The sequence below is a fragment of the Bacteroides sp. 90-K9/2 genome, from assembly GCF_047310725.1.
Classification (GTDB): Bacteria; Bacteroidota; Bacteroidia; order Bacteroidales; family Bacteroidaceae; genus Bacteroides; species Bacteroides vicugnae.
Genome location: NZ_JBCGVL010000002.1, coordinates 431,533 through 458,381 on the forward strand (window position 1 = coordinate 431,533; position 26,849 = coordinate 458,381).

The window sequence follows — 26,849 nt, forward strand, 5'->3', positions numbered from 1 at the left end:
GAATGAGAGAGAGTTTATGTTACATATTTGTATTATCCATCGTAACGGTCATTTCGGGTACCAGTACGTAGGCTTGTTTTTTAGCGTTCCATTTATAATAATTCGTAGTAACGGTCTTGCCTTCATAAGTATAATTGATGCGTAGGTCTTTTTCCCATGCGTCCTTGCTATTGTTCCATTTCAAGGCTTCGCTTTCAATCATACGTTTGTTGTCATCGTACTTGTAGTTGTACTTCATGTAGTTGGCAAGTGTATTTCCGTCCATTTTGTAAACGGTTTGTCCCACTGTCATACCATTCTCCTCGATTGGATTATAAATCAATTGATTATCGTAGCTACGTGCAGAAGTAGCAAGCGATACAACAAGAAGAGCTGCAGATAAAACGAACATTTTTAAAGATACTTTTGCTTTCATGGCTATTTAAGTTTTTGGGTTATACTTTCATTTGTCTACCAAATACATTGGTTTTACGCTGCAAATCTACATATTAATTTGGTATTTATGCATTTTTGAAGATAAAAGATTGTCAAAATGTCAAGAGTGGAGGTGGATGATAACTAGCTTTTTGCCAATATTGGTGACAAAAAAATATCCGGCAGTCAATTTGCCGGATATAGAATGAATCACTTCGTCGAAAAAGGAATCTTTTTTCTAGCTTTCTGGATATGGAGTTAAATAATGTTATTACCCATACTTGCTTCTATTTTGTAAGGGAAGGCTTTGGATAAGATGGAGTCTCCCTATGTAATTAATGTCTAAAAGATAGCAATTCCTGATTGAGGTGGCCTTTATTCACTTGATGGTTTAGTGTGCCTCAAGCCAATTTTTGCCCCATCCGCAATCTGCTTTCAAGGGGACGTGCATGCGGTATGCTTTCTCCATTTCTTCGATGACGATTTCTTCTACACGCTCTTTTTCATTGACAGGAACGCTGAAATTTAATTCGTCATGCACTTGCAGGATCATTTTAGCTTGTATTCCTTCGGCCTGGAACCGTTGATAGATACGTGCCATTGCTACTTTTATAATATCTGCCGCACTTCCCTGAATAGGGGCGTTGATGGCATTTCGTTCCGCATATCCGCGTACAACGGCATTCCGGGAGTTAATGTCCGGCAAGAAGCGCTTCCGATGGAAGATTGTTTCCACATAGCCTTTTTCCTGGGCCACCTGAATACTTTTATCCATATATGCTTTCACTCCCGGATAAGTTTCAAAATAACCGTCGATTAACTCTTTGGCTTCTTTGCGGTCTACATTCATTCGTTCGGCAAGACCGAATACGGATATGCCATAGATGATACCGAAATTGGCAGTCTTGGCTTTACGGCGCATATCGGAGCCTACGTCTTTCAGGTCGATCTTATAAATTTTGGCAGCAGTGGCCGCATGAATATCGTGATTGCTAAGGAAAGCATCAATCATATTCTTATCCTCGCTAAGGTGTGCCATGATGCGCAATTCGATTTGCGAATAGTCGGCAGAGAAGAAGAGGCAGCCTTCATCGGGGATGAAAGCCTTGCGGATTTCTTTTCCATTCTCGTCTCGGATAGGAATATTTTGCAGGTTCGGATTGCTTGAACTAAGACGTCCCGTAGCGGTTACAGTCTGGTTGAAAGAGGTGTGCACCCTTCCTGTGCGTGGATTGATAAGCTGGGGGAGTGCGTCGATATACGTGCCCAATAGCTTTTTCAGTCCGCGATGTTCCAGAATCTTTTCTACTACCGGATGTTTGTGCCGGAGGCTTTCGAGTACTTCTTCCGAGGTGACGTACTGGCCGGTCTTAGTCTTTTTTGCTTTCTCTATGATCTTCAGTTTGTCAAACAGTACCTCACCGACTTGCTTGGGCGAAGCGATGTTGAAAGTCTCACCGGCCAATTCGTAAATCTCTTTTTCGATTTGCTCCATCTGGGCGGTGAAATGGGCGGAGGACTGTTTCAGGGCCTCCGTATCCAGCAATACCCCGTTCCGTTCTATATGAACCAATACGGGAACTAGCGGCATTTCTATATCATAGAACAAACGCTCTGCGTCATTCTCTTTCAGCTCTTTCTCCAATACGTTTTTCAGTTTCAGAGTTACGTCTGCATCTTCGCAGGCGTATAGATATACATCTTTCGGATCGAGATCACGCATGTTTTTCTGATTCTTTCCTTTGGGACCTATCAGTTCGTCAATGTGGATAGTCTGATAGTGCAGGTAAATTTCCGCAAGATAATCCATGCCGTGACGAAGTTCCGGTTGAAGAACATAATGAGCGATCATCGTATCGAAAAGCGGACCTTTTACTGTTGCACCATAATTTTGAAGAACAATCATGTCGTACTTGATATTTTGTCCGACTTTCAACGAATTCTCATTTTCGAAGACCGGACGGAATTCATTTACGATTTTTAACGCTTCGTCTTGGTCCGATGGTACGGGAACATAAAAAGCTTCGTTTTCTGCAATCGAAAAGCTCATTCCGACTAATTCGGCATCCATTGGTTCAGTTCCGGTGGTTTCCGTATCTAACGAGAGAATTTTTGATGTAAGTAACTTTTGAATAATTTCCTGTCTTTTCTCCTCTGTATCAATGAGTTGGTAGTTGTGAGTGAGCGATTCTAACGTCTCTAGGTTCGATTTTTTTGCTTCACCCGGTTCATCGGGCGTGAAATTCGCAAATAAATCGCCTTGCATTCCGCCTCCTTCTTCGGGAAAAAGTGGAAGAGGAGAGGGGGCGCTTTTTCCAGTGGTAACTTTGCTTCCGGTGGCGGAGGTTATTCCGTTTCCGGAAATATCTTTTTTGAGTACCCGGTCAATGAGCGTTCTAAATTCTAATTCCTCGAAAATGCTACGGAGTGAATTTTCGTCTGCCTCTTCACGGACAAGAGAATCCATCTCAAGTTGGATGGGGACATCGATTTTAATGGTGGCGAGAAATTTCGAGAACGTAATCATTTCCCGGTTAGTTTCCACTTTTGTTTTCAATGCTCCTTTCAGTTGGTCGGTATGTTCCAATAGATTCTCGATACTTCCGAATTCGGAGATCAGTTTTTGAGCAGTCTTTTCTCCTACTCCGGGACATCCGGGGATGTTATCCGAAGAGTCGCCCATTAGTCCGAGCATATCGATCACCTGTGCCGGAGACTGAATGTCAAACTTGGCTTTCACTTCCTCAACGCCCATCACTTCGAAACCTCCTGTGTGTTTGGGGCGATACATAAATACTTTGTCACTTACCAGCTGCCCGTAATCTTTGTCGGGAGTCATCATATAGGTAGTGATACCCTGACGACCGGCTTCGGTAGCGAGCGTACCTATCACATCATCGGCTTCGTAGCCTGCCACTTCCAGAATAGGGATGCGGTAGGCGCGTATAATATCCTTTATAATAGGTACGGAAAGACGGATTGCCTCCGGAGTTTCTTCGCGTTGTGCTTTATATTGTTCAAAAGCTTCGTGGCGGAAGGTGGGACCTGCGGGGTCGAAGGCTACTCCTATATGAGTGGGATTCTCTTTTTTCAGCACTTCTTCGAGGGTGTTCACAAAACCCAGTATGGCTGAAGTGTTGAATCCTTTGGAATTGATTCTTGGGTTTTTAATAAAGGCGTAATACGCCCGATATATTAATGCATAAGCGTCTAAAAGAAATAATTTATTACCTGAATCCATAGATTTAATTAATTTTTCATGGTAAAAGTACAAAAAAATACGGTATTAAGCGTTTTATTATTACTTTTGTGCTCAAATTGTGTAATAAATGGACAGCATCTCACTTATCAGAACTCCGATTGAAGCGGAACTGGGCGACTTCAAAGAACTTTTTGATAGTTCTCTCTCCAGTTCAAATGCATTGCTCGATAGCGTCGTATCTCACATACGGCAGAGGAATGGTAAGATGATGCGGCCTATTCTTGTTTTGCTCGTGGCACGCCTTTATGGCGCTATATGTCCTTCCACTCTTCACGCGGCTGTTTCGCTGGAACTCCTTCATACGGCCAGCCTGGTACATGATGACGTAGTGGATGAAAGCACCGAACGCCGTGGACAGCTCTCGGTAAATGCAATCTTTAATAATAAAGTGGCCGTGTTGACGGGTGACTATTTATTGGCAACCAGCCTCGTACATGCTGAATTGACAAACAGCCATCGTATTATTCAGCTGGTGTCCACTCTTGGACAGGATCTTGCTGACGGTGAGTTGCTTCAGCTTTCAAATGTAAGTAATCACAGTTTCTCCGAGGAAGTCTATTTTGATGTAATCCGCAAGAAAACTGCTGCTCTTTTTGCTGCCTGCACAAAGGCTGCCGCTTTCTCGGTGGGTGTGGGTGAGGGGGAAGCTGAACTTGCCCGTTTGCTGGGCGAATATATTGGTATCTGTTTCCAGATAAAGGATGATATTTTCGATTACTTTGATAATAAGGAGATTGGTAAACCTACGGGTAATGATATGCTTGAAGGTAAGCTGACATTGCCCGCTTTGTATGTGCTGAATACGACGAAAAACGAGGAAGCGCAAGAAATTGCAATCAAAGTAAAGGAGGGGACGGCTACTCTCGATGAAATAGCTTATTTGATTTCGTTTATTAAAGAAAACGGAGGAATTGAATATGCGGTTCAGACTATGAATGGCTATAAACAAAAAGCTTTCAATCTATTGGCTTCTTTGCCGGATTCCGATGTCTGTGCAGCTCTCCGGTCTTATCTGGATTATGTAGTAGACCGCGAAAAATAATTACTTCCTGTACTTTCCCAGGAGTGAATAGCATAATAACAACCGGTCCCAATCTTCTATCTTTTCCGATTTCATCGCTTTTCCTAAAAGGAAACTCTTGTCTATTTCTTCCGCTGTATGAAGATCTAAAGAACATAATTTGTCGGCTTGTTCTATGTAGTCCCAGGCTTTCTCTTTGGTGATGTGACCACATGCTTGGGAGGCGCGTGCCAAGTTCACAAGCAGTCCCATATCCCATCCGATAATGCCTTTTTCCAAGTCATTTATCCATATAATCGGGTCCCTTCTTTCCTCTGTATATTTCACGAATTTGTATAGATTCTTTCCTTGACGGATGAAACGTTCCACCCCGAAAAAACGCTTTTGAATGATGTTTTCGAACTCGTTGATGTTCTCTGTAGAGAGTAAATAGGGGAGCATAATCTGGTAGGAGACTCTGTCGCCTTCGTTGATAAGGAATTGGAATAGTCCGGTGACGGACTCATTGTCGGTGCAGTGAAACTCTTCTGCCAGCAGTTTGGATAGCTTTAGCGGATGGATTCCGGTCTCCATAGAGTTGAGATAGAAGCCTTGCAGTCCGGCTTCCATATAACCGATGCGTAACCCCTTCTTTTTCTCTGTTCCGAGGATGAGGTTCAGAGGGTTGTGATTGAATCTTAAGGTTTTCGTATATGCGTCCATCCTAATACCTTCATAAGGTTCATGAAAAGCGTGAGAACTGTTGCCATGTATTTTCCTGAGGCTTCGGCAAGCCGTTATGAATATACAAGCAACAGTCCCACGCTCCATTCGATATATAACAAAAGTATATACATGAAGGTGCGTGAGACCCGTTTGCTTATTACCATTCATAACTTTGAATTTTGCCGAATTCCAGGAATTGGTAATAAATGAAACGTTCTCTAATATAACTAATTAGCTATATTTTCATCGCTAAACCTTTTACAAAGATAAGTATTTTTCTGAATTTTCCTGTAACTATCTTTAGATTTTCTTAAATAAAAAATACCGCGTCGGTTCCCGGAGTACGGGAACAGCGCGGTAAGGCGTATTTGATTGCTAATGTAGCCTTTAACTTAGAAGAACTTGATTTCTTCTCCTTTGATGTCAGAAAGAAGGAGGTTGGCTAAACGGCTGGTTCCCAAACGGAACAGTTGATTATCCAGCCATTCTTCACCCAATAGTTCTTTTACGATTGTGTAGTAAATAATCGCATCATTAACGGTATTGATGCCACCTGCCGGTTTGAATCCAATCTTGATTCCGGTTTTCTGGTGGTATTCTTTGATGGCTTCACACATCACGTAAGCGGCTTCCGGAGTAGCGGCAGGCTGTTGCTTACCGGTGGAAGTCTTGATGAAATCTGCGCCCGAATACATGGATAGGATAGAAGCTTTCTTGATGTTGGAAGCGCTCTTTAGTGCACCTGTTTCGAGGATCACTTTGAGATGACGTTCCTTGCAAACTTCCTTTAATTCCTGTATTTCTTCACACATTCCTTCGTAGTCTCCGCTTAGGAATTTGCCGATGGAAATGACAATGTCTATTTCATCTGCACCTTCTGCGATTGCTAATGCTGTTTCTGCCACTTTTACTTCAATGAATGTCTGTGAAGAGGGGAAACCTCCTGATACGCAGGCTATATTGACTCCGTCTACCTCCAGCGTATTCTTAACGATGGCTGCGAAATTGGGGTATACACAGATTGCTGCAACATTTTTCAGATCAGGATATTCGTCGTCAAACTGATTGACTTTTTCGGTAAAGTGCATCACACTTTTGTCACTGTCTGTGCTATTCAAAGTAGTCAGGTCAATACAGTTGAACAGGAACTTCTTAACGTCTTCCGTGTTGTTTTCCGGCACTTTTTTCTCAATCAATTCAGCTACGCGAGCTTGAATATCTGCATCGCTCAGATTGGTATTATACTTTGCCAATGCGGCATTGTACTTGTTGGGCTGTGAGTTATTCTCTTCCATGATCTTTCAGTTTTGGGTTGTTGATATGTCTTTTATTATCTCGTTTCGTTTTCTTTTCCATGCTTTTCCGGAAAGCAGTGGTTATGTCTACACCTGTCTGGTTGGCAATGCAGAGAAGAACCCATAAAACGTCTGCTATTTCTTCATCTATATTGTCTTTCTCTCCCTCTTTAAAGGACTGATCTCCATATTTGCGGGCCATGACACGCGCCAGTTCTCCTACTTCTTCCGTCAGAACTGCCATATTGGTCAACTCGCTGAAGTAGCGGACGCCGTATGTTTTCACCCATTGGTCCACTTGTTTCTGTGCTTCTTCCAGAGTCATAATTGTTGATGGTTGGTTATTATTCTTTGTTTTTTGTATCCATGCATATAGTAACGGGGCCGTCGTTTAAAAGTTCAACTTTCATGTCTGCCCCAAAGGTGCCTGTGCCTATTTCTTTTCCCAATGCGCCACTTAAATCTTTGCAGAATTGTTCGTAGAGTGGGATAGAGACATCCGGTTTGGCGGCTTTGATATAGGAGGGGCGATTTCCCTTCTTGGTAGAAGCGTGTAACGTGAACTGGCTGATAACCAGAATCTCGCCTCCATCTTCTAAAATAGATTTGTTCATTACACCATTCTCATCATCGAAGATACGTAGATTTACAATCTTCTTGCAAAGCCAGTCGATGTCTTCCTGTCCATCCGCTTCTTCAATGCCGACTAATATCAGCATTCCTTTCCCAATGGACGACTTACAGTATCCTTCAATGGTTACTGACGCATGGCTTACCCGTTGTATGACTATTCTCATTGTTATTTATTCTATTTCATGATTAGGAAAGGCAAATTTACAAAATTCAGAAGAGAAAACGGTGTGTTGGTGGGAAAATATTATAAGGCTTTGCCGAAAGCGTTAATGATTTATTATTGGGGCACGGATTACACGGATAACACGGTTTTTTAGTAATTCAACCGTGAAATCCGTGTAATCCGTGCCTAAAAGTGATAGAAAGATAACAGGCCTACTCCCCAACTTCTTATTAATTTTCTGATGATTCATCGCTCAATCCCGCTTTTACAGTCTTGGCTTTTGCTTCTCCAATCACAGCGGAAATCTCCTCAAAAGAGGCTTCTTTTATCCGCTTTACGCTTTTAAATTCTTTCAGAAGCGCTGTTTTTGTCTTTTCTCCAATCCCTTTGATATTGTCTAATGCCGATGCTACCTGTCGTTTGCTGCGTTTATCACGATGGAAACTGATGGCAAAACGGTGCACCTCATCCTGAATCTGGGTCAGCAAACGGAATAACGGGCTTTGCTGTTTGATACCGATAGTCTGCGGAGGAAATCCAAAAAGCAGTTCCGATGTGCGATGGCGATTGTCCTTTGCCAGTCCGGCGATAGGGATCGCTAGGTTCAACTCATCTTCAATCACCTCTCTAACGACCTCCATTTGACCTTTTCCGCCGTCGGTGATAATCAGGTCGGGTAGAGGGGCGTTTTCTTCAATAGCGCGCTGATAACGTCTTCTGACGACCTCTTTCATGGATGCATAATCGTCAGGTCCTACAACAGTTTTTATATTGTATTTTCGATAATCTTTCTTTGATGGTTTAGCCTTTTTAAAGACAACGCAAGCTGCCACAGCATCAGAACCCTGTATGTTTGAGTTGTCAAAGCATTCAATTTGCAAAGGCGGTCTGTCCAGATGCAACTCTTGCTGTATCTCTTTCATTAATCGCATACTTCTTTGCTCCGGATTCAGCTTTTCCGCCTGTTTTAGTCGGTCGGCCTTGTATTGCTTTACGTTTAGAATCGAAAGATCCAGCAATTTCTTCTTGTCTCCCCGCTGTGGAACGGTAAATACGATGTTGTTTAGCTCCAAATCAAGCTCAAAAGGCACTATAATCTCTCTGGATTGGCTCTTATAGCGTTCTCGCATTTCGATAATACCCAGTGTCAAAAGTTCCTCTTTTGATTCATTCAACTTCTTTTTATATTCGAATGTAAACGCCTGGTTGATGGCACCGTTTGTAATATGCAGATAGTTGATGAAAGCGGAATTGGACTCGTCCTCTTCAATAGAAAATACATCTATGTTGTGTAATACAGCGCTTACTACCTCCGATTTGGAGCGGTAGTTTTCTATCAGAAGAAATTTTTCTTTCACCTTCTGTGCTTCTTCAAACTTCATCTCGCCGGCTAATGTCTGCATCTTTTCCAGTAGCATACGGCTGATTTCTTGCGTATTTCCTTTCAGGATTTCTTTGATTTCATCGATGTTTTTGAGATAATCCTCCTGTGATTGCAGTCCGATGCATGGTCCTGCACAGTTCTTTATATGATATTCCAGGCATACGTTGAACTTTCCTGCCCGTATATTCTCTGGAGTTAGGTTTAAACTGCAAGTTCGCAAAGGATATAAATGCTTTATCAGATCCAGTACCGCATACATGGATGGTATGTGACTATACGGTCCATAATAAGATGAACCGTTCCTGATAATTTTCCTTGTTCTGAAAACTCTGGGAAAATACTCGTTTTGTACGCAAATAGAAGGGTAGGTCTTGTCATCCTTTAATAGAACGTTGTAGCGCGGCTTGTATTTCTTTATCAGATTATTCTCCAGCAATAACGCGTCTTCTTCCGTGTTGACTACAATATAACGAATATCGGCGATTTTGCTGACCAGTACTCGTGTCTTTCCCGGTTCATGTTCTTTGCTGAAGTAAGAGTAGACTCTTTTCTTTAGATTTTTGGCCTTTCCAACGTATATAATTGTACCCTCCGTGTTCAGGTATTGGTAAATACCCGGTTTCTCGGGAAGGTTGGCTACGATCCCTTTCAAATATTCATTGGCTCTGCTTTCTGGTTCTGTATTCATAATTGTTTTAGGATGGCTAATAGGTGAAAAGTATGTGCCTGACATGAAGCATACCCGCAGTCGGTGGCTATTTAAATACGAATGACGCGGATAATATGGATTCCTATTCTTATGGTCCGTGTCATCCACGTCATTCACGTCTCAAAAGGTTAGTTGCTTACTTTTGACATATTTTCTGCAAATAGAACCAAATTCTTTATAAACTCAATACCGATTCTACTTCTACGTCATCTCCGAACAATGATTTTCCATTCAGGTCTTTCAATTCGATGATGAAGTTTACATATACCTTTTTAGGTCTTAGTCTTTTCACCAGTTCACAAGCTGCTTTCATGGTGCCTCCTGTTGCCAGTAAATCATCATGTAATAGAACTACGTCATTCTCGTCCAGTGCATCTTTGTGGATTTGCACCGTGTCTTTGCCGTACTCCTTGTCATAGCTTTCTTCAATCGTTTCTGCAGGGAGTTTGCCCGGCTTGCGGATTGGAATAAAACCTGCGTTCAGGCGGGTTGCCAGAATAGGTCCCATGATGAATCCTCTTGATTCTATACCCACTACTTTAGTAATCCCTTTATCCTTATACATATCAAACATAATGTTTGATAATTCCTGCAAGCACCAAGGGTCCTTGAATAGAGTGGTGACATCGTAGAACAGGATTCCGGGAATCGGAAAATCGGGTATTTCCCGAATGCTTTTGATTAGCGTTTCTTTGCTCATAATCATTGAATTATATCGTTTCTTTAAATGTTTTGTTTCACGTGAAACGTTGTCGCTTATCGTCCGGAAAGTACCAGCAACACGTTGATATCGCTTGGAGAGACTCCCGGAATTCTGCTCGCTTGTGCTATTGTTTCCGGATCTATCTTTGCCAGCTTTTGTCGGGCCTCGGTGGAAAGAGACTGAATAGTAGAATAGTCAAATTTTCCTTTAATCTTTATACTTTCCAATCGTGCTAGTTTTTCTGCTATCATTCTTTCTCTGTCAATGTATCCTTGATACTTGATTAAGATTTCGGCAGCTTCGAGAATTTCTTCTTTCCGGTCTTGGTCCGAACCCGTTGCTTTTTCCAGCTCCCGTTGAAACGCCGGAACATATTCTGCTATATTTCCTATTGTCACTTGCGGGCGATTCAGAATCTCTATCAACTTACATCCTTGACGTAGGGGAGTTGTCCCTATCTTTTCGAGAGCATCGTTGATTAGTGCCGGTTTCATCGAATAGTTGCGTGCGAAAGAAATGATTTGTTCCACGGCTTCTTTTTTGCTTCTTACTAACTGATACCGGTCTTCTTTTGCCAAACCAAGCTTAAATGCTTTTTCTGTTAAGCGCATATCGGCATCATCCATACGAAGCAGAATACGGTATTCCGCACGCGAGGTAAACATACGGTAAGGTTCATCCACACCTTTGGTAACCAAATCGTCGATTAATACGCCAATATATGCTTCATCTCGAGCCAAAGTAAATGCTTCTCCGCCGTGGCAGTTGATGTGTGCATTGATACCGGCTATCAATCCTTGTCCTCCTGCTTCCTCGTATCCGGTGGTTCCGTTTACTTGTCCGGCAAAGAACAAGTTTTTGATAATCTTCGATTCCAACGTATGTTTTAATTGGGTCGGATCAAAATAGTCATATTCGATAGCGTATCCCGGACGGTAGATAACCAGATCTTTGAAAGCCGGGATTTGTTTTAATGCTGCAATTTGTATTTCCATCGGAAGCGAAGAAGAGAATCCGTTAAGATATAACTCTTGTGTTGTTTCTCCTTCCGGTTCGAGGAATAACTGGTGCTGATCTTTATCCGGGAAAGTGACAATTTTAGTTTCGATGCTTGGACAATAGCGTGGTCCGATACTTTGAATCTGTCCGTTGAATAGGGGAGAATCCGGCAGACCTTCGCGCAGAATCCGGTGTACTTCTTCATTGGTGTAGCATGTCCAGCATTGAAGTTGCTTTAAGTGGTGCGTGCTAGTATTCATGAATGAGAACTTGTGGAAGTCTGATTCGCCGTCTTGTGTTTCCATCTGGTCAAAATGAACACTACGCGCGTCGATTCGTACCGGAGTACCGGTTTTCATTCTTCCGTAAGAGATTCCGTGACGGGCGATGGATTCGGTCAGCTGATAAGAAGCCGGCTCGGCCATTCTTCCTCCAGGCAATTTATGACGTCCTACATGCATCAGTCCGTTGAGGAAAGTCCCTGCGGTGAGCACAATGCATTTCGCTTTGAAGGTGACGCCCCATGCGGTGACTAATCCGGTGACCTCACCGTTTTCAACGAGCAGTTCACATACGGTATCTTGCCAGATATGAAGGTTGGGTGTATTTTCCAGTTTCTCCCGCCAGGACCAAATGAACTTAGCCCGGTCGCATTGGGCGCGGGGGCTCCACATGGCTGGACCTTTCGAGCGATTTAGAATTCGGAATTGAATGGCAGTCTCATCTGTCACTAATCCCATCTGTCCACCCAGTGCATCTATTTCACGTACAATTTGTCCTTTGGCGATTCCTCCTACAGCCGGATTGCAACTCATCTGTCCAATCTTGTTCATGTCCATAGTGATGAGACAAGTTTTGGAACCTAAATTAGCAGCGGCTGCCGCTGCTTCACAACCAGCATGTCCGGCACCAATTACAATTACGTCGTACTTAAAATCCATTCCTATCTTATTTATTATCAAACGCTGCAAAGTTACAGAAAAGTTGTGAGACTTGTATCTTCAAGCTGTTTTTGCTTCTGAAAATCCGGGGAGGAATCCGGCTTAACTGAAAAAAACGCCGTAATTTTGGATTAGAAATATGCAGATTGTTCGAGATTTGACTATTCTTCGAATTTTGTAATCGTGCGTTTTTGTGAAAAATAGTGATATTATGCTCTTTTATGCCTTGTTTTGCTGTCTTTTTATTAGTTGCTTGTTTGCTCAATAATGGATGAAACTAGAAAGCAAAATGGAGAATTTGTTCAAAATAGAGGCTATCGTCAGATAAATGTGAGGTTTACACTCAAAATTTGCTTCATGTCTTGACATAAGTCAAAAAAACAAGCCCAAATGTATTTTTTAGTATCATGGACTTTGTTGTTTTCGCAAACAGCTATACCTTTGCAGTGTAGTTGTGAAACTACTTATATTTTAGGTATTAGAAAAAAGGTTATAATTAAAAGGTATTAGTTTATAAAATTAAGGTATTAGATTTTAAGATTAGTTTTTAGGAAAAGGATTGTTTTGATTAGGTATTAGGAAAAAGACGTTTTTAGGTAACGAGTAAATGAAAATGAAGAAAAAAGAAGAATCCCATTTATGGGGATTCTTTAAAGGTGGAGCGGAATGATTCGCTCTTTTTTTATGCCTCTTTTAAATATATCTCGTAAGCACTTTACTGGCTCAGTTGTAATTCTTGGGGGATTTGGTTAAAATGCTTATTTTTGCATTATGAAAACGAACTCTAAAACTCCACTTCTTCCGGCTGATATTTTAAGCCTATTTCTGCCTTCCGGTATCCTTGAGTACTTCACCGTTGTTGATAGCCTTTCTCAAGAGACCTGCTTTATTCTCTTTTTAGAAGAAACCCCGGTTATTCCTTCTGAACTGTCCCATTTATCCCTTCATTCGAAAGGCTTTTTTCCTGAGATAGAAGTTCAGGATTTTCCTATTCGCGGCAAAGCCGTTTACTTGCGTATCAAACGTCGTCGTTGGGAAGATCCTTCAACCGGTCAGACTTATAGTCGTGACTGGAATTTAGTAGCCACCGGTACTCGCATCACAGCTGAGTTCGGTGCTTTTTTAAAAGAATTACTTAGATAATCATGCCGTTAGCTGTCAAAGTCTGGCCGAGCATTACTGCATGGACGGCAAACAGCTTCAAAATCAATATAAGGACCATTTGAGTGATTATCAGAGTTGGAATCAAAAAGAGCATGCCCAAGACCATATTCTTTACCCTAAAAATATAGGTTATAATCTATGTATCGATGAGACGGCGCTAAGTAAAGGTGAACTTTATACCATCTTACTCAACAGGGATAAACGAGGCCGTAAAGGTTCAATCATTGCCGTAGTCCAAGGAACAAAGGCCGAAGATATTATAGCTATCTTAATGAAGATTCCTAAAGAACAACGTAATCAGGTCAAAGAAATCACACTGGATATGGCAGGAAGTATGCAGAAGATTGCTAAAACTTGTTTTCCACGCGCCATGCAGGTTATCGATAGATTTCATGTCCAGAAACTCGTATACGAAGCCGTACAGGAGTTGCGTATTACTTATCGGTGGCAGGTAATGAAAGATGAGAACAAGGCAATAAAAGCTGCAAAGGAACAAGGAGTAGCTTATGAACCGGAGACTTTTAAAAATGGAGACACGCTTAGGCAGCTACTAGCAAGAAGTAGATATTTACTATTTAAAGCACCTGATAAATGGACTAAAAGCCAGAAGATTAGAGCTGAAATATTATTCAAACAATTTGATGATATCAAGCAGGTGTATTATTATTCTTTACACTTGGGAAAGATATTTTCCACAAACTATGATAAAGATGTAGCAAGAGCTAAATTAGCTTTATGGTATAGTAAAATAGAAGAGTATGGCTATGAAACGTTTGCAACCGTAGCAAACTCTATTGAGAATCATTATGAAAGGATATTAAACTTCTTTGTCAACAGAAGTACCAATGCGGCAGCTGAAGCTTTTAATGCGAAAATAAAAGCTTTCAGAGCCTCCTTCAGAGGAGTCGCAGATATGAGATTCTTCCTCTTTAGATTAGCTAAAGTATATGCATAGCAGAAATTAAGAATGGGTAATCCCCCAAGATTTCCAACTGAGCCACTTTACTCTCAATCATGTTGGGAAAGTTTGATTTCATGCCTTTAAAAAAAGTGTTTCATGGTTTGAAACCAAAGGTTTCGTATCGTGAAACTAAAGTTTCGGCATTGGGAAACTGTAGTTTCAACACCGAGAAACCATAGTTCCAACGGCATGGAAACTATGGTTTCAAGCCTTGAAACAAATAGTTTTAGGTTGGGGAACAACTTGTTTGAAGGCAGAAGACTAAAGTTTAGGCCGTTTGAACTGACTAAAAAGCTTTCTTTTACCGTTTCCTTTAGTAGATCACTGCCGTATTCTGCGTCTTATATTGACCGAAATAGGTGGTGATAGGTGATAGGTTAGGTGAAAGATTATTTTCAACCTATCACCATGCTTCAATGTACGATGAATAAGCCGATTGGAGAGGTGCGGTGATAGGTGATAGAGGACTTTGTGTTTTTTGATTGGAAGAGAGAAGCCTTTTATTTTCTATTTTGTAGGTTAGTTGGGCCTGCGTTTCTGAAAAAAAAACAATATATTTGCATTTATAAATGCCGCTATAGTAAGTGTTTATAGCGATTTCAGAGAAATCTATTTCGTTTTTTGATAGGTAGAGTGACAGTATGGACGATAAGATTGACATCATAGTAGCAGGAGTCAACCGGAAGGATGAAAAGATATGGGGCGATTTCTACGATCGTTTTTATGCTGCTCTATGCGCTTATGTCGCCAAAATATTGCCTGTTCCGGATGCAGTGGAAGATCTGGTTCAGGAAGTTTTCATTTCTGTTTGGGAAGGTAAACGTACCTTTTCCGATATCAAAGAGCTCACAAATTATCTCTATCGCGCCTGCTATAATAATACTTTATTATATATACGCAATAATCAGATTCATGATACTATTTTAAGTTCTCTCGCCGAGGAAGAAGACGTGGAGGATGAAGACGTAATCTATGCGTTAACGGTAAAAGAAGAAATTATCCGGCAGCTCTATTGCCATATTGAAGAACTTCCGGCCGAACAACGCCGGATCATTTTAATGAGAATCGAAGGACATACATGGGAAGAGATAGCCGAACGTTTGGAAATAAGTATCAATACTGTTAAAACTCAAAAGACACGTAGCTATAAATTCCTTCGTGAAAGACTGGGGGACTCCATGTATTCTATAATTCTTTGTTTATTTCTCTAAAAATAAGAAAAGTCATTTTGATACTTATTTATCTTTTTATTAATTGATTAAGATTTGTTTTCTTTATTAAAAGCGAACGAATTACTTCTGTTTTGTGACATAATGTTATCTTCTTCTGTTTAATATCTTCTTCTTTATCTCCTTATCTCAAAAAAATATCATCTTTTTGTCACCCTTTTCCGCAAGTTATGTATATCTATAATAAAGCAAATTAAACAGTTGTTTGATTTAAAAAGGAAAAATAAGATGAAGAAGTTTGAAAATGTATATCAAGATGCCGCTTTAATACAGAAAGCTCTTTTAGGAGAAGCTAATGAATCGGAACAGCAAGAGCTTGAAAAGCGATTGGCGAAATGCCCGGACTTACAAAAAGTGTATGAGCAATTGCAGAAGGGCGAGACATTGAGAGTTGCGTTTGAAGAATATAAAAATTATTCATCAAAGAAAGCCTATGAATCTTTCCTTCAGAAAATCGGACAAATGAAACCGGAGGTAAAGAAGCCTCGGATGTTCCGGATTTGGTGGTCTGTTGCAGCAGCTGTTATCTTTTTAGTAATCGGTTTATCTTTTTATATGTCGAATTATGTTTCGACTGAAGAAGAAAGTAGACCATTGATTCTGCCGGGAGTGCAACAGGCACAATTGACTTTGCCCGATGGTAGCATTATTGATGTGCGTAAGGAAGAATTTGACGTAATAGTAGATGGCGTCCAGGTAAAATATAAGGAAGGAGTGCTGTCATATGAGCCAACCGTCACAACACAACACGAAGAGAAAAACGTCGAAGAGAAGCCAGTCAAGTCAAATGAACTTGTCATACCACGTGGAGGGGAAAATACTGTAATCCTCGCCGATGGAACGACAGTTTATTTGAATGCTGGTTCCAAGCTGACTTATCCGGTACGCTTTGCGGGTAAACGCAGGACTGTAGTTCTGGAGGGTGAGGCTTATTTTGAGGTTGTGCAGGATGAATCTCATCCGTTTGTGGTACAAACTCATCTAGGTGAAGTGATGGTGCTTGGTACGGCATTTAATGTGAATGCTTATACCGATGCTTCCGTTTGTTATACTACATTGGTACATGGAAAAGTACAATTCTCTGCACCGAATGTAGGAACGGTAACTCTTCAGCCGGGTGAACAAGCAGCAGTCTCTGCCAATGGTACAGAAAAACGTACCGTCGACTTGGATGAATATGTCGGGTGGGTAAACGGTGTGTACAACTTTAAAAATCGTTCTTTAGGGGAGATTATGGAGACGTTCGAACGCTGGTATGATATACAAGTTTATTATGAAACACCGGATTTGCGGGATATAACTTACAGTGGCAGTTTGAAGCGTAACGGAGCGATCAATTCATTCCTGGATGCATTAGAACTGACAGGTGATTTGACCTATAAAATCAGTGGTCGGAAAGTATTGATATACGATAGAATGAAAGATTAAGAGTAAATAGAATATTAGGTAAAGTTTAATCATTAATTTATGAGAGAAAAACGATGGCTGCTATGTTTTTTAGTGGCAGTGTGTTGCACATTTAGCACATGGGCTCTACCGTCACAGGATAAGACGGTAACTTTGAATCTGCATAATGTCTCTATCGAGACTGTTTTGGATGCAGTGAAGAAACAAACAGGAGTGAATATGTTGTATAATTCACAAATGTTTAAAGGTGTTCCTCCGGTATCAATTAATGCAAAAAATGAGAAATGGGAAGTCGCTCTGAAGTTAATTTTAAATCCTCAAGGATTTGATTATGTGGTGAAAGACGGTATTGTTGTTGTCCGTAAATTGCAGACCGAGAAGCGTGACAACCGCATCCATGGTACGGTTATTGATTCGAATAAGGAACCGATACCAGGAGCCAGCATTATTGTGAAAGGTACTCGTACGGGTACTTCTACTAATATTGAAGGTGAGTTTACGCTAGATGTGAAAAGTGACAAAGTGACTTTGGAAGTCTCTTTTATCGGTATGAAAAAGCAGATTCTTCAGGTAGATGCTACACGCAAGAAGATGATTGAGATTACTATGATGGACGATGTGAAAACATTGGAGGATGTAGTCGTTACAGGATATAGTAATATCCGTAAATCCAGCTTTACGGGTAGTTCTACGCAAATAACAGGTGATGAATTGCGTAGGGTGTCACAGACAAATGTGCTTGATGCCATGCAGTCGTTTGATCCTTCTTTCCGCTTGATGACTAATACGCAATTTGGTTCCGATCCTAACGCATTACCTGAAATGTATATTCGTGGACGTTCAGGAGTAGGTGTCAGAGATTTGGATAAGAATCAATTGTCCAAATCGAATCTGGAAAATAATCCGAATCTTCCTACATTTATTATGGATGGATTTGAGGTTAGCATCGAAAAGGTATATGACTTGGATCCTAGCCGCATAGAAAGTATGACTATATTGAAAGACGCTGCTGCTACGGCTATTTACGGTTCGCGTGCTGCTAATGGCGTGGTGGTAATCACTACGGTTGTTCCGAAACCGGGCGAAGTTCGTGTTTCTTACAATTTCACCGGTACATTGGAAATGCCCGATTTGCGCGACTATAGTTTGGCGAACGCTTCGGAGAAACTGGAAATGGAACGTCTTGCCGGACTTTTCGATAATAATGATTTTGGTACTGAGATCTATGATTACAACCGGAAGTTTGCTGAGATTCAACGTGGTGTGGATACTGACTGGATGGTATTGCCTCTACGAAATGCATTCGATCATAAACACAGTCTCTTTATAGAAGGAGGTACGCAGAATTTGCGTTGGGGTGTAGATGCATCTTATAATGGAGCGAACGGTGTGATGAAAGGTTCCGGTCGTGATCGTTACAGTGTTGGCTTCTCTTTGGATTATCGAATGAAGTCTTTGCAAGTGAAAAACACGGTATCGTTTACTCATTCCAAATCTAAAGAGTCGCCTTATGGCTCTTTTAGTGATTATACCATTCTGCAGCCGTATGATACCCCCTATAATAATGATGGAACATTAAAAGAGAATTTAAAATTTTCGCAAGTTAGTGGCGGACGTACGGCTAAAAATCCATTATATGAAGCAACTCTTGGTAATTATACTTGGAGTGCTTATGATGAAGTATCCAATAATTTGAGCTTGAATTGGTATTTGACTGATTACTGGACCGTCAGAGGCCAATTCAGTGTGAACCGCAAGTATTCTAATGGAGAACGGTTCATAGATCCATTATCTTCAAAAACAACCGCTTCTCCTAATGATGGTGGGCATAACTTGGGTGATCTGTATGTAGACAATGGAAACAACTTGAGTTGGAATGCAAATGCAGCTTTATATTATACGCGTTCATTCAATAAACATAATTTGAATCTGTCTGTAGCTTGGGAGGCATCTTCCGGTTCTTCAGATGCAACGAACGCTCATTACCGTGGATTCCCGAATGGACAGTTCCATTCACCAAATTATGCGGCCGAGATATATGAAAAGCCGTCACGTACTGAAGGAACTTCACGTATGGTCAGTACGTGGGCTACCGGAAACTATACATGGAACGACATCTATCTGGCTGACTTCTCCGTTCGTTTTGACGGTTCTTCTGATTTCGGTTCCAAACAACGCTGGGCGCCGTTCTTTTCCGGAGGTTTGGGGGTGAACATCCATAATTATGAGTTCTTGAAAGGTAATGAGATAGTTAATAAATTGAAGGTACGTGCATCGTATGGGCGGACTGGTAAAGCTAGTTTTCCGTCTTATGCTGCTACAACCATGTATGAGGCGCTTTTTGATGAATGGTATGCAACAGGTTTTGGCGCAGTATTGAAAGCTTTAGGAAATAATAATCTAAGTTGGGAAAAGACTGATAAGTTTAATGTGGGTATTGAAATGCAATTTCTGAACCGGCGTTTGACAGTGGATGCTGATTATTATCATGATAAAACAATTGATGTAGTTAACGATGTCAGCCTGTCTCAAACGTCTGGTTTCTCTAGTTATAAGGATAATATGGGTGAAGTGCTGAATCAGGGATTCGAGTTACAGGTACGTGGTGAAGTACTTCGTAATCGTGACTGGTTAGTAGCTTTGTGGGGAAATATGGCACACAACAAAAACAAAATTATGAAAATCTCCGACTCGCAACGTGCCTATAATCAACGCGTGAAGGATTTTTATCAGAAAGCAATAAATGAACAAGCGTATAGTAGCTATGATCCTCAATACGGGGTGCCTATAGCTCAATATGAGGAAGGGCAGTCACTGACTTCTATTTGGGCAGTGAAGTCTTTGGGTATTGATCCCACTACGGGTAAAGAAATATTCCTGAACCGTGATGGCAGCGTGTCCGATACTTGGAATGCCACTCAAGAAGTGGTTGTTGGTAATACTGAACCTAAATTCAACGGCTCTGTCGGATTCAATGTTGCCTATAAAGCATGGAGCTTGTTTGCTGCTTTCCAATATGAATGGGGTGGGCAGGAGTATAACCAGACTTTGGTAGACCGAGTAGAAAACGCTAGAATACAATATCAAAACGTAGATTTGCGTGTGTTGACCGACAGATGGAAACAACCGGGAGATATTGCCCAGTTTAAGGATATTAAAGATGCCGATTATGTCACTATGCCGACTTCACGCTTCGTTCAGGATAAGGCTTATCTGCGTTTGAGCGCATTAACTTTGAGCTATGATTTCAATCGCGAATGGATAAAGAAACATTTGGGGATGAACATGCTTCGGTTGGAAGCAAGTACACGCGATTTTATTAACTGGAATTCTATCCGTCAGGAGCGAGGCTTAAGCTATCCGAAGTCATGGACAGTCGATTTTTCTATTAAAGCACAATTCTAAGTATACCATTATGATACAAAAAATATATAATACGTTTATTTCTTTTGCGTTTGCAGCCCTGACACTTGCTTCGTGTTCAGATTGGCTGAACCTTTATCCTTCCGATGAGATAAAGGAGGAATATTTGTTCTCTTCCGGTGATGGTTTCCGTACAGCGATGAATGGTATTTATCGGAAAATGGCTACTTTCGATTTGTATGGAAGTAACCTTACTTGGGGAATCCTGGATGCTTGGGCGCAGTCTTATTATATGGATCAAGCCCCAAGTACAGCTGGTGGAACTCCCATGAAAAAAATAGCCGACCTTGCATTTAAAAATACTGAATTGGTTCCTGTTACTGACGCAATGTGGAAGGCTGCTTGGAATGTGGTTGCTAATTGTAATGAATTGGTTCAGCAAGCGACTCAAGCTGACCCCAGTCTTTTCTATGGGCTTGACAGTGAACGTCAGATGATTTTGGGAGAAGCTATTGGATTGCGTGCATTTGTACAATTTGATTTGCTTCGTATTTATGCTCCGTCTCCTTCATCTGTTGGTTTTAGAGAAGATAACCGTACTTTTATTCCTTATGTCAATGTTTATCCCAGCTATATTAACGATCATCAGACGGTTAGTTATTGCTTAGGACAGATTATTGCCGATCTGAAGGAAGCGCAGCGTATATTGGAAGAAGTCGATAAAGAATCTAGTATGGGTACAAACTACAGATTTAACATTGCCGGGGTCTCGCAAACACTGTTTGCGGAGTCTCGAGGCTATCGTCTGAATTATTATGCGGTAACGGCGGAATTAGCTCGTGTTTACTTGTATGCAGGAAAGAATGCGGAAGCTTATGCCGAAGCCAAGAAAATTATTGATGAAGAAAATAAAACAGGTTATTTCAAAGCATCTACTAGTTCATATGGTTTCAGGAATGGGAATATGAAGATGTATGATAATATGATTTTTGGGCTTTATTCTCCCAAGGAATTGGTGGAATGGGATCAGGAAATAAACCATAGTTCTGATGGGGCTAACGAGGAACGTTATTTGTGTCTTGATAGTGAGGTGGCAAAAGAGTTATATGGAGATGAGAAGGATAGTGACTGGCGATTTAAGTATCAATTGGAAGAGAAGTATTATGGATATTATTATCGTACTTTGAAATATTACAAACAGACGGAAAGTACTACTATCGGAATAATAAATAACCGGACGATTCCTATGATACGTATGTCTGAAGTGTATTATATTGCCGCTGAAGCGATTTTTGATACTAATCCCCAAGAAGCACAGGGGTATTTAGAATTGGTGAAGAAAGGAAGAGGGATATCAAAGAAGTTTGATAATGTAACAAATAGGACCGAGTTTATAAACTTGCTGGTTAATGATGCTCGTCGTGAGTTTTTGGGTGAAGGACAGATTTTCTATATGTATAAACGGTTAAATCGGACGATGCCTGCCAGTTCTTATTATAGTAATCCCGTGTTACCAACTGACGAAAATATGATATTACCCAAACCCGATTCGGAATCAAATATTTAAGTGTGACGAACTATTTCAGAATAATTACTTAAGAGGAAAGAAAATGAAGAAAAAATATGCTATATGGGGAGTGTTGGTTTGTAGCGTATGTCTGATGCTCGCTTCGTGTGAAGAGAAGGGATTGTTGGTCAGCAGTAACGATACAGCCTATTTGAAATTCGTTAACGATATGACTAAGGATACTACTACAGTATCTTTTAAAATGTATAATGAAGGTGAGGATGCGGAAATACCGATAGAGGTTTCTGTTTACGGGCAAATGCAGGATGAAGATTTGCATTTCAATGTAATTGCAGATGCCGAACGTACTACTTTACCAGCTAATTTGTATGTATTGCCTGTAGATTGTAAGATTAGAAAGGGGTTGCTTACGGATACTATTTATGTAGCGTTGAAGAATGATCCGATGTTGAGGACGGAAACGAAGATATTGGCATTGCAGGTCGTAGAAGCAAATGCTGTGAAACAAGGTGATTATTTGTATTCTCGCGCTCTCATTTCTATTACAGACCGCTTGTTTCAGCCCGATTGGTGGTTGGTGAACGATGCTGGTACGACAGAAAATCCCGGGAATTCAGTTGATTGGTATTATTTAGGTGAATACTCAGAAAAGAAATATCAGATGTTTCTGGACGAGTTGAAGAAAGATGATATGGTGTTTGATGGAAAGAATAAACAAATATTGCGTAAGTATTCATTGAAATTGAAGAATACTTTGAAGCAAATGAACGAAGGAAAGAATATGGAAGATTGGGTGAAAGATGAGAAGGGGAGAGTGATTACAGTGGAAGTGGCAGGATAATTATAAAATTGCAAAGTATGAAAAGAATAGGAATATATGTGGTAATAGTACTTTTTGCCGGAATTGTAGTTAGTTGCTTGGATGATGATAATAACTATAACTACAAGCAGATAAATGAGATGCAAGGTGGTGCGTTTAATTTTGAGAACTTTAATTTGGATTATAGCGTGATAGAAGGAGAAGAATTGGTATTGGCACCTACTTTTAAGTTTACAATAGATAGTATTACACCCGATGTCAGCTATGAATGGTATGTGGATAAGAAGTTGCAGTCAGGCGAAACTGGTCCCACTTATACATTTAAAGCCGAAAAGAGTGGTACATATCAAGTGACATTCGCGGTAACAGATAATAAAACGGGAGTTCAGTTCGGGAAGTCTACAACCATTAATGTGAGATCTATCTATCAGCGTGGCTGGGTGATTTTGTCGGATGATGGCGGACGATCTGTACTCCATTTCATTGTGCCCACAACACAACGTTATCAGGCAACGTATGGTGGAGAGACGTTTACTCGTGATTCATTGGTCTACCATATAGTAAAACGTGATATTGTTCCCAATCTTGGTTCAAATCCGAAAGGGTTGATGAATAATATTGGTGATATGGATTATAGTAGTGAGTATGGAATTAGCGTGTATGACGAATTGGTGGTGAAGCAAGACCGCTGGGTTGAACTTAATGGTAATACGTTGGAACGTGAGGTGTACACGGATGAAGAATTTCACGGAGATATTCCAACTGGATTTTCTCCAGTAGAAGCTGCTATGACTTATTCGTCGAAGGCATTATTGGATGAAAATGGATTAATTTATTGGGAAAAAAAGGCAGATGTGACAGATTTTCATGCAGGTACTTATATGTCTATAGGATTGAATAATAATACTCGGTTCAGTCGTTTATTTCAAGCTTATAAGTTTAATTCCTATAAAACAGATGTAATGCTTGCATTGACGAAAGATGATAATTCATTGGTGGGTATTTTGGATATGGGATATGCTACTGAAGGTACGGTTATTACTGAAAATTCTAGTTATACAAGTGGAAATATGTATAATATCACTGATCCGAGTGGCGAAGATCATTTCTCAAATATAGAGAAAACTGTTGTGGATGCATTGCCATCTCCGTATGATGCTGGAAATGATATAACAGGGGCTGAACCTTTTTGGACAGTTTTGTTGAAAGACGAGGCAACATCAGTATATGAATTACGTTACTTCGGGCTGGAAGCTGAAAGAAGGTACGTTGGTTGTATGGAAGGTTGGTATTACGAAACTTCTTTGGGCGTTATCAATGATTATCGTGGTATGGCTAATTTTGGAAACAGGCGTTATGCGGTCATTGCCAATGGAAATCAACTTTATTATTGTCAATATGGTTGGGATGCTTATGGAGATGTGGAATATAGAGGTGAATTGATGCCATTGGGTGGACCGTTACCTGCTGCTGTCAAGGCTTTGACCGGAATAGATATAGCTAATAATTTATATTGGCAGAAGTATCCTTATGATGGGCAATTGGGAGTTGCTTTGGAAGACGGAAGTTTCTATATATTCGGTGTTGTAGAAACAAAATTGGAAGATGGTACGTGTACGGCAGTTTCTCTTAAGCAACAATTTCCGAATGAAACTACTTCGGAAGAAAACAAGACATTTGGTAAAATAGTAGATGTCCTTTATAAACTGGGACGCGGTATGGATTATATGTCATTTGCGTTCTAGAAGAGCTTTAAAAGCGATTTTTTGATAATAAATAACCATTATGGTATTAAAACAACTTTTTATTGCCGGCAGCTTGTCTTTTACTCTTGCATTGCAAGGATGGGGACAGGCTTCTACTGGGCATGATACAGTACAAGCTAATTATGAATTGGCGGAGAAGTTTCATGAATTTACATTAGGGGGAAAACTGTCTAATAATAGTATGTCCCTTTATCCGCATGAAATCAATGATACGGATAATTTCTGGTTTGATTTTACGACTTCGGCAGGTAAACACTACTATTATGTCAACCCCAAGGAGGGAAAGAAGGAGTTACTTTTCGATAACGAAGAAATGGCTATGTTGCTTTCCGGCTTAACTCATGAGGTTGTGAATTCGGTAAGATTGGATCTGTCAGAATTAAAGTTTGCAAAAGATCAAAAGTCATTTCTATTCAGTTACAGGTCGAAAAAGTATGATTACAATCGAATTACCCGCAAATTGAAAGAGGTGCAGGAGAAAAAGGCAGATGACAGAGATGCCGAGCCGATATATTCATGGATGAATTTTTCTCCGGATAAGAAGTACATACTGTATGCGAAAGACCATAACTTGTATGTGAAGGGCAACAAGGCATTGGGAGTAGATACTACGGAAGTGCAATTGACGACGGACGGAGTCCCTGATTTTTCGTATGCTCGTGAGGATGATGCGGGGGAGAATGGTGAAGTTCCTTCTAATGCTCGTTGGTGTCCTGATAGCCGGCATGCATATATTGTGCTTGATGATAATCGGAAATTGCGTGACTTTTGGGTGATTAACTCGATTTCGGACAAGCCGGAGTTGAAGAAATATAAGTATGAATTTCCGGGAGATAAATATGTAACCCAGAATGAACTTGTAATCATTGATATTGTAGAACGGACTGCGAGAAAAGCGAAGATACAGAAGTGGAATGACCAGTATGTGATGCCTTTTAATGTAACGTCGGATAGCAAGTATGTTTTTTTTGAACGTACCAAACGTACATGGGATGAGGTTGATGTGTGTTCGGTCAATACCTCTACCTTGGAAGTCAAAGAACTGATTCATGAGGTGGATAAGCCTTATCGTGATCCGCATGCACGTAGTGTGGAAGTGCTGAATGATGGAAAAGATATTCTATTTCGTTCCGAACGTACTGGATGGGGACACTATTATCATTACGACGGTCAAGGGAACCTGAAAAATGCGATATCTTCAGGACCGTGGGTAAGCGGACATATTGCCGCTATTGATACGCTGCAACGTACGGTTTATTTTTATGGATATGGAGATGACCCGAAGATCAATCCGTTTTACTATCGTTTGTATAAGTCCAATATGGATCGCGAGGGAGCAACTCTACTCACTAAAGAAGACGGGCAGCATCGGGTAATCTTTTTGAAGTCTAAGCGCTACTTTATTGATACATTCTCAAGAGTCGATATGGAGCCGAAGATATTATTGAAGGATAATACCGGCAAGGTGATTATGGAGCTGGCAAAACCTGATTTAAGTCAAGTATATGCTGCTGGCTGGAAGAAACCGGAAAATTTTGTGGTGAAAGCTGCCGATAATGTTACAGATTTGTATGGAGTGATGTGGAAGCCGTCTAACTTTGATCCGGAAAAGAAATATCCGATTATCTCGGTTGTTTATCCGGGGCCATACTTTGGGTTTGTACCTACTAACTTTACGTTGGATGATAGCTATTGTACTCGTATGGCGCAGCTTGGCTTTATTGTAATCACTGTAGGACATAGGGGAGATACTCCGATGCGGGGAAAGACATATCACCGTTATGGTTACGGCAATATGCGTGATTATCCGTTGGCAGATGACAAATATGCTATTGAGCAGTTGGCTCAACGTCACTCGTTTATTGACGGTCAGAAAGTTGGTATCTACGGACATTCCGGTGGCGGATTTATGGCTGCAGCTGCTATCTGTACTTATCCTGATTTTTATACGGCAGCTGTCTCTTGCTCTGGGAACCATGATAACAGTATCTATAATCGTGGTTGGGGAGAATGTTACAACGGTGTAAGAGAAGTAGAGAAAGTGGTGAAAGACAGTTTGGGCAATGAGACTAAAGATTATGAATACAAGTTTAGCGTAAAGTCGAATGCTGAGATTGCCAAAAATTTGAAAGGACACTTGATGCTTGTCACTGGAGATATGGATAAGAACGTGAATCCTGCACATACATACCGTATGGCGCAGGCTTTGATTGAGGCCGGTAAGGATTTTGATATGCTTGTCATTCCCGGAGCCGGTCATGGGTACGGTTCTGCCGATAAGTATTTTGAGAAGAAAATGTACCGTTTCTTTGCCAAACATTTGCTAGGTGATGCCCGTGCAGACTATTGGGGAGATATTAACCGTAGTAAATAAGACAATAG

Annotated in this window: 19 protein-coding genes; 10 read left to right on the plus strand and 9 right to left on the minus strand. The window is 40.8% G+C overall.

Features of this window, described 5'->3' with window-relative positions:
* Window positions 1-19 precede the first annotated feature (19 nt).
* Both AAHJ11_RS09085 and polA read right to left on the minus strand, forming a co-directional pair.
* Window positions 20-415, minus strand: coding sequence for a DUF3836 domain-containing protein (locus tag AAHJ11_RS09085; RefSeq protein WP_004296707.1), 396 nt, complete (start codon window positions 413-415; stop codon window positions 20-22).
* 390 nt (window positions 416-805) lie between these two features.
* Window positions 806-3,655 (minus strand): DNA polymerase I, encoded by a 2,850-nt coding sequence (gene polA / locus AAHJ11_RS09090; protein WP_148367829.1) that lies wholly within the window; start codon window positions 3,653-3,655, stop codon window positions 806-808.
* A gap of 88 nt (window positions 3,656-3,743) precedes the next feature.
* Between polA and AAHJ11_RS09095 the strand changes: the two genes are divergently transcribed.
* A complete protein-coding gene (locus AAHJ11_RS09095) occupies window positions 3,744-4,718 on the plus strand; it encodes a polyprenyl synthetase family protein (protein ID WP_195649664.1) in 975 nt (324 codons plus the stop codon).
* Here AAHJ11_RS09095 and AAHJ11_RS09100 read toward each other — a convergent pair whose 3' ends face one another.
* The 7 genes from AAHJ11_RS09100 to mnmG all read right to left on the minus strand — a co-directional run bounded on the left by AAHJ11_RS09100 (window position 4,719) and on the right by mnmG (window position 12,229).
* The gene (locus AAHJ11_RS09100) at window positions 4,719-5,399 is read right to left on the minus strand and encodes a DUF1266 domain-containing protein (protein WP_148367831.1); all 681 of its coding nucleotides are present in this window, start codon (window positions 5,397-5,399) and stop codon (window positions 4,719-4,721) included.
* Between the two features lie 395 nt (window positions 5,400-5,794).
* Entirely contained in the window at window positions 5,795-6,697 is a 903-nt protein-coding gene (deoC, locus tag AAHJ11_RS09105; RefSeq protein WP_004296713.1) for a deoxyribose-phosphate aldolase, read from the minus strand.
* Entirely contained in the window at window positions 6,684-7,022 is a 339-nt protein-coding gene (locus tag AAHJ11_RS09110; RefSeq protein WP_117610926.1) for a nucleotide pyrophosphohydrolase, read from the minus strand. Before AAHJ11_RS09110 ends, deoC begins: the two co-directional genes overlap by 14 nt.
* Before the next feature lie 19 nt (window positions 7,023-7,041).
* The gene (gene dtd, locus AAHJ11_RS09115) at window positions 7,042-7,494 is read right to left on the minus strand and encodes a D-aminoacyl-tRNA deacylase (protein ID WP_148367832.1); all 453 of its coding nucleotides are present in this window, start codon (window positions 7,492-7,494) and stop codon (window positions 7,042-7,044) included.
* Window positions 7,495-7,723: 229 nt separating this feature from the next.
* Complete coding sequence (gene uvrC / locus AAHJ11_RS09120) at window positions 7,724-9,565, minus strand: excinuclease ABC subunit UvrC (RefSeq protein ID WP_413579403.1); 1,842 nt, start codon at window positions 9,563-9,565, stop codon at window positions 7,724-7,726.
* Window positions 9,566-9,761: 196 nt separating this feature from the next.
* Window positions 9,762-10,292: an adenine phosphoribosyltransferase gene (locus AAHJ11_RS09125; protein ID WP_413579405.1), complete on the minus strand. Its 531-nt coding sequence runs from the start codon at window positions 10,290-10,292 to the stop codon at window positions 9,762-9,764.
* Between the two features lie 50 nt (window positions 10,293-10,342).
* Window positions 10,343-12,229, minus strand: coding sequence for a tRNA uridine-5-carboxymethylaminomethyl(34) synthesis enzyme MnmG (gene mnmG, locus AAHJ11_RS09130; protein ID WP_148367835.1), 1,887 nt, complete (start codon window positions 12,227-12,229; stop codon window positions 10,343-10,345).
* A 771-nt stretch (window positions 12,230-13,000) separates the two neighbouring features.
* Between mnmG and AAHJ11_RS09135 the strand changes: the two genes are divergently transcribed.
* The 9 genes from AAHJ11_RS09135 to AAHJ11_RS09175 all read left to right on the plus strand — a co-directional run bounded on the left by AAHJ11_RS09135 (window position 13,001) and on the right by AAHJ11_RS09175 (window position 26,841).
* Window positions 13,001-13,372 carry a transposase gene (locus AAHJ11_RS09135; protein WP_259021647.1) on the plus strand — a complete coding sequence of 124 codons (372 nt, stop codon included), beginning with the start codon at window positions 13,001-13,003 and terminating at the stop codon, window positions 13,370-13,372.
* Window positions 13,373-13,412: 40 nt separating this feature from the next.
* On the plus strand, window positions 13,413-14,348 hold the full coding sequence (locus AAHJ11_RS09140) for a transposase (protein WP_259021648.1): 936 nt from the start codon (window positions 13,413-13,415) through the stop codon (window positions 14,346-14,348).
* Window positions 14,349-14,995: 647 nt separating this feature from the next.
* Window positions 14,996-15,565 carry an RNA polymerase sigma-70 factor gene (locus AAHJ11_RS09145; RefSeq protein WP_164727186.1) on the plus strand — a complete coding sequence of 190 codons (570 nt, stop codon included), beginning with the start codon at window positions 14,996-14,998 and terminating at the stop codon, window positions 15,563-15,565.
* Between the two features lie 246 nt (window positions 15,566-15,811).
* A complete protein-coding gene (locus AAHJ11_RS09150) occupies window positions 15,812-17,011 on the plus strand; it encodes a FecR domain-containing protein (protein WP_258978930.1) in 1,200 nt (399 codons plus the stop codon).
* 39 nt (window positions 17,012-17,050) lie between these two features.
* The gene (locus tag AAHJ11_RS09155) at window positions 17,051-20,395 is read left to right on the plus strand and encodes a SusC/RagA family TonB-linked outer membrane protein (RefSeq protein WP_258978931.1); all 3,345 of its coding nucleotides are present in this window, start codon (window positions 17,051-17,053) and stop codon (window positions 20,393-20,395) included.
* A 10-nt stretch (window positions 20,396-20,405) separates the two neighbouring features.
* Window positions 20,406-21,920: a RagB/SusD family nutrient uptake outer membrane protein gene (locus tag AAHJ11_RS09160; protein WP_258978932.1), complete on the plus strand. Its 1,515-nt coding sequence runs from the start codon at window positions 20,406-20,408 to the stop codon at window positions 21,918-21,920.
* 43 nt (window positions 21,921-21,963) lie between these two features.
* Window positions 21,964-22,722, plus strand: a complete 759-nt coding sequence (locus AAHJ11_RS09165) for a DUF4843 domain-containing protein (RefSeq protein ID WP_258978934.1) — start codon at window positions 21,964-21,966, stop codon at window positions 22,720-22,722.
* Between the two features lie 17 nt (window positions 22,723-22,739).
* Entirely contained in the window at window positions 22,740-24,446 is a 1,707-nt protein-coding gene (locus tag AAHJ11_RS09170) for a PKD-like family lipoprotein (protein ID WP_258978935.1), read from the plus strand.
* 40 nt (window positions 24,447-24,486) lie between these two features.
* Window positions 24,487-26,841: a S9 family peptidase gene (locus tag AAHJ11_RS09175; RefSeq protein ID WP_195649669.1), complete on the plus strand. Its 2,355-nt coding sequence runs from the start codon at window positions 24,487-24,489 to the stop codon at window positions 26,839-26,841.
* Window positions 26,842-26,849: the final 8 nt, after the last annotated feature.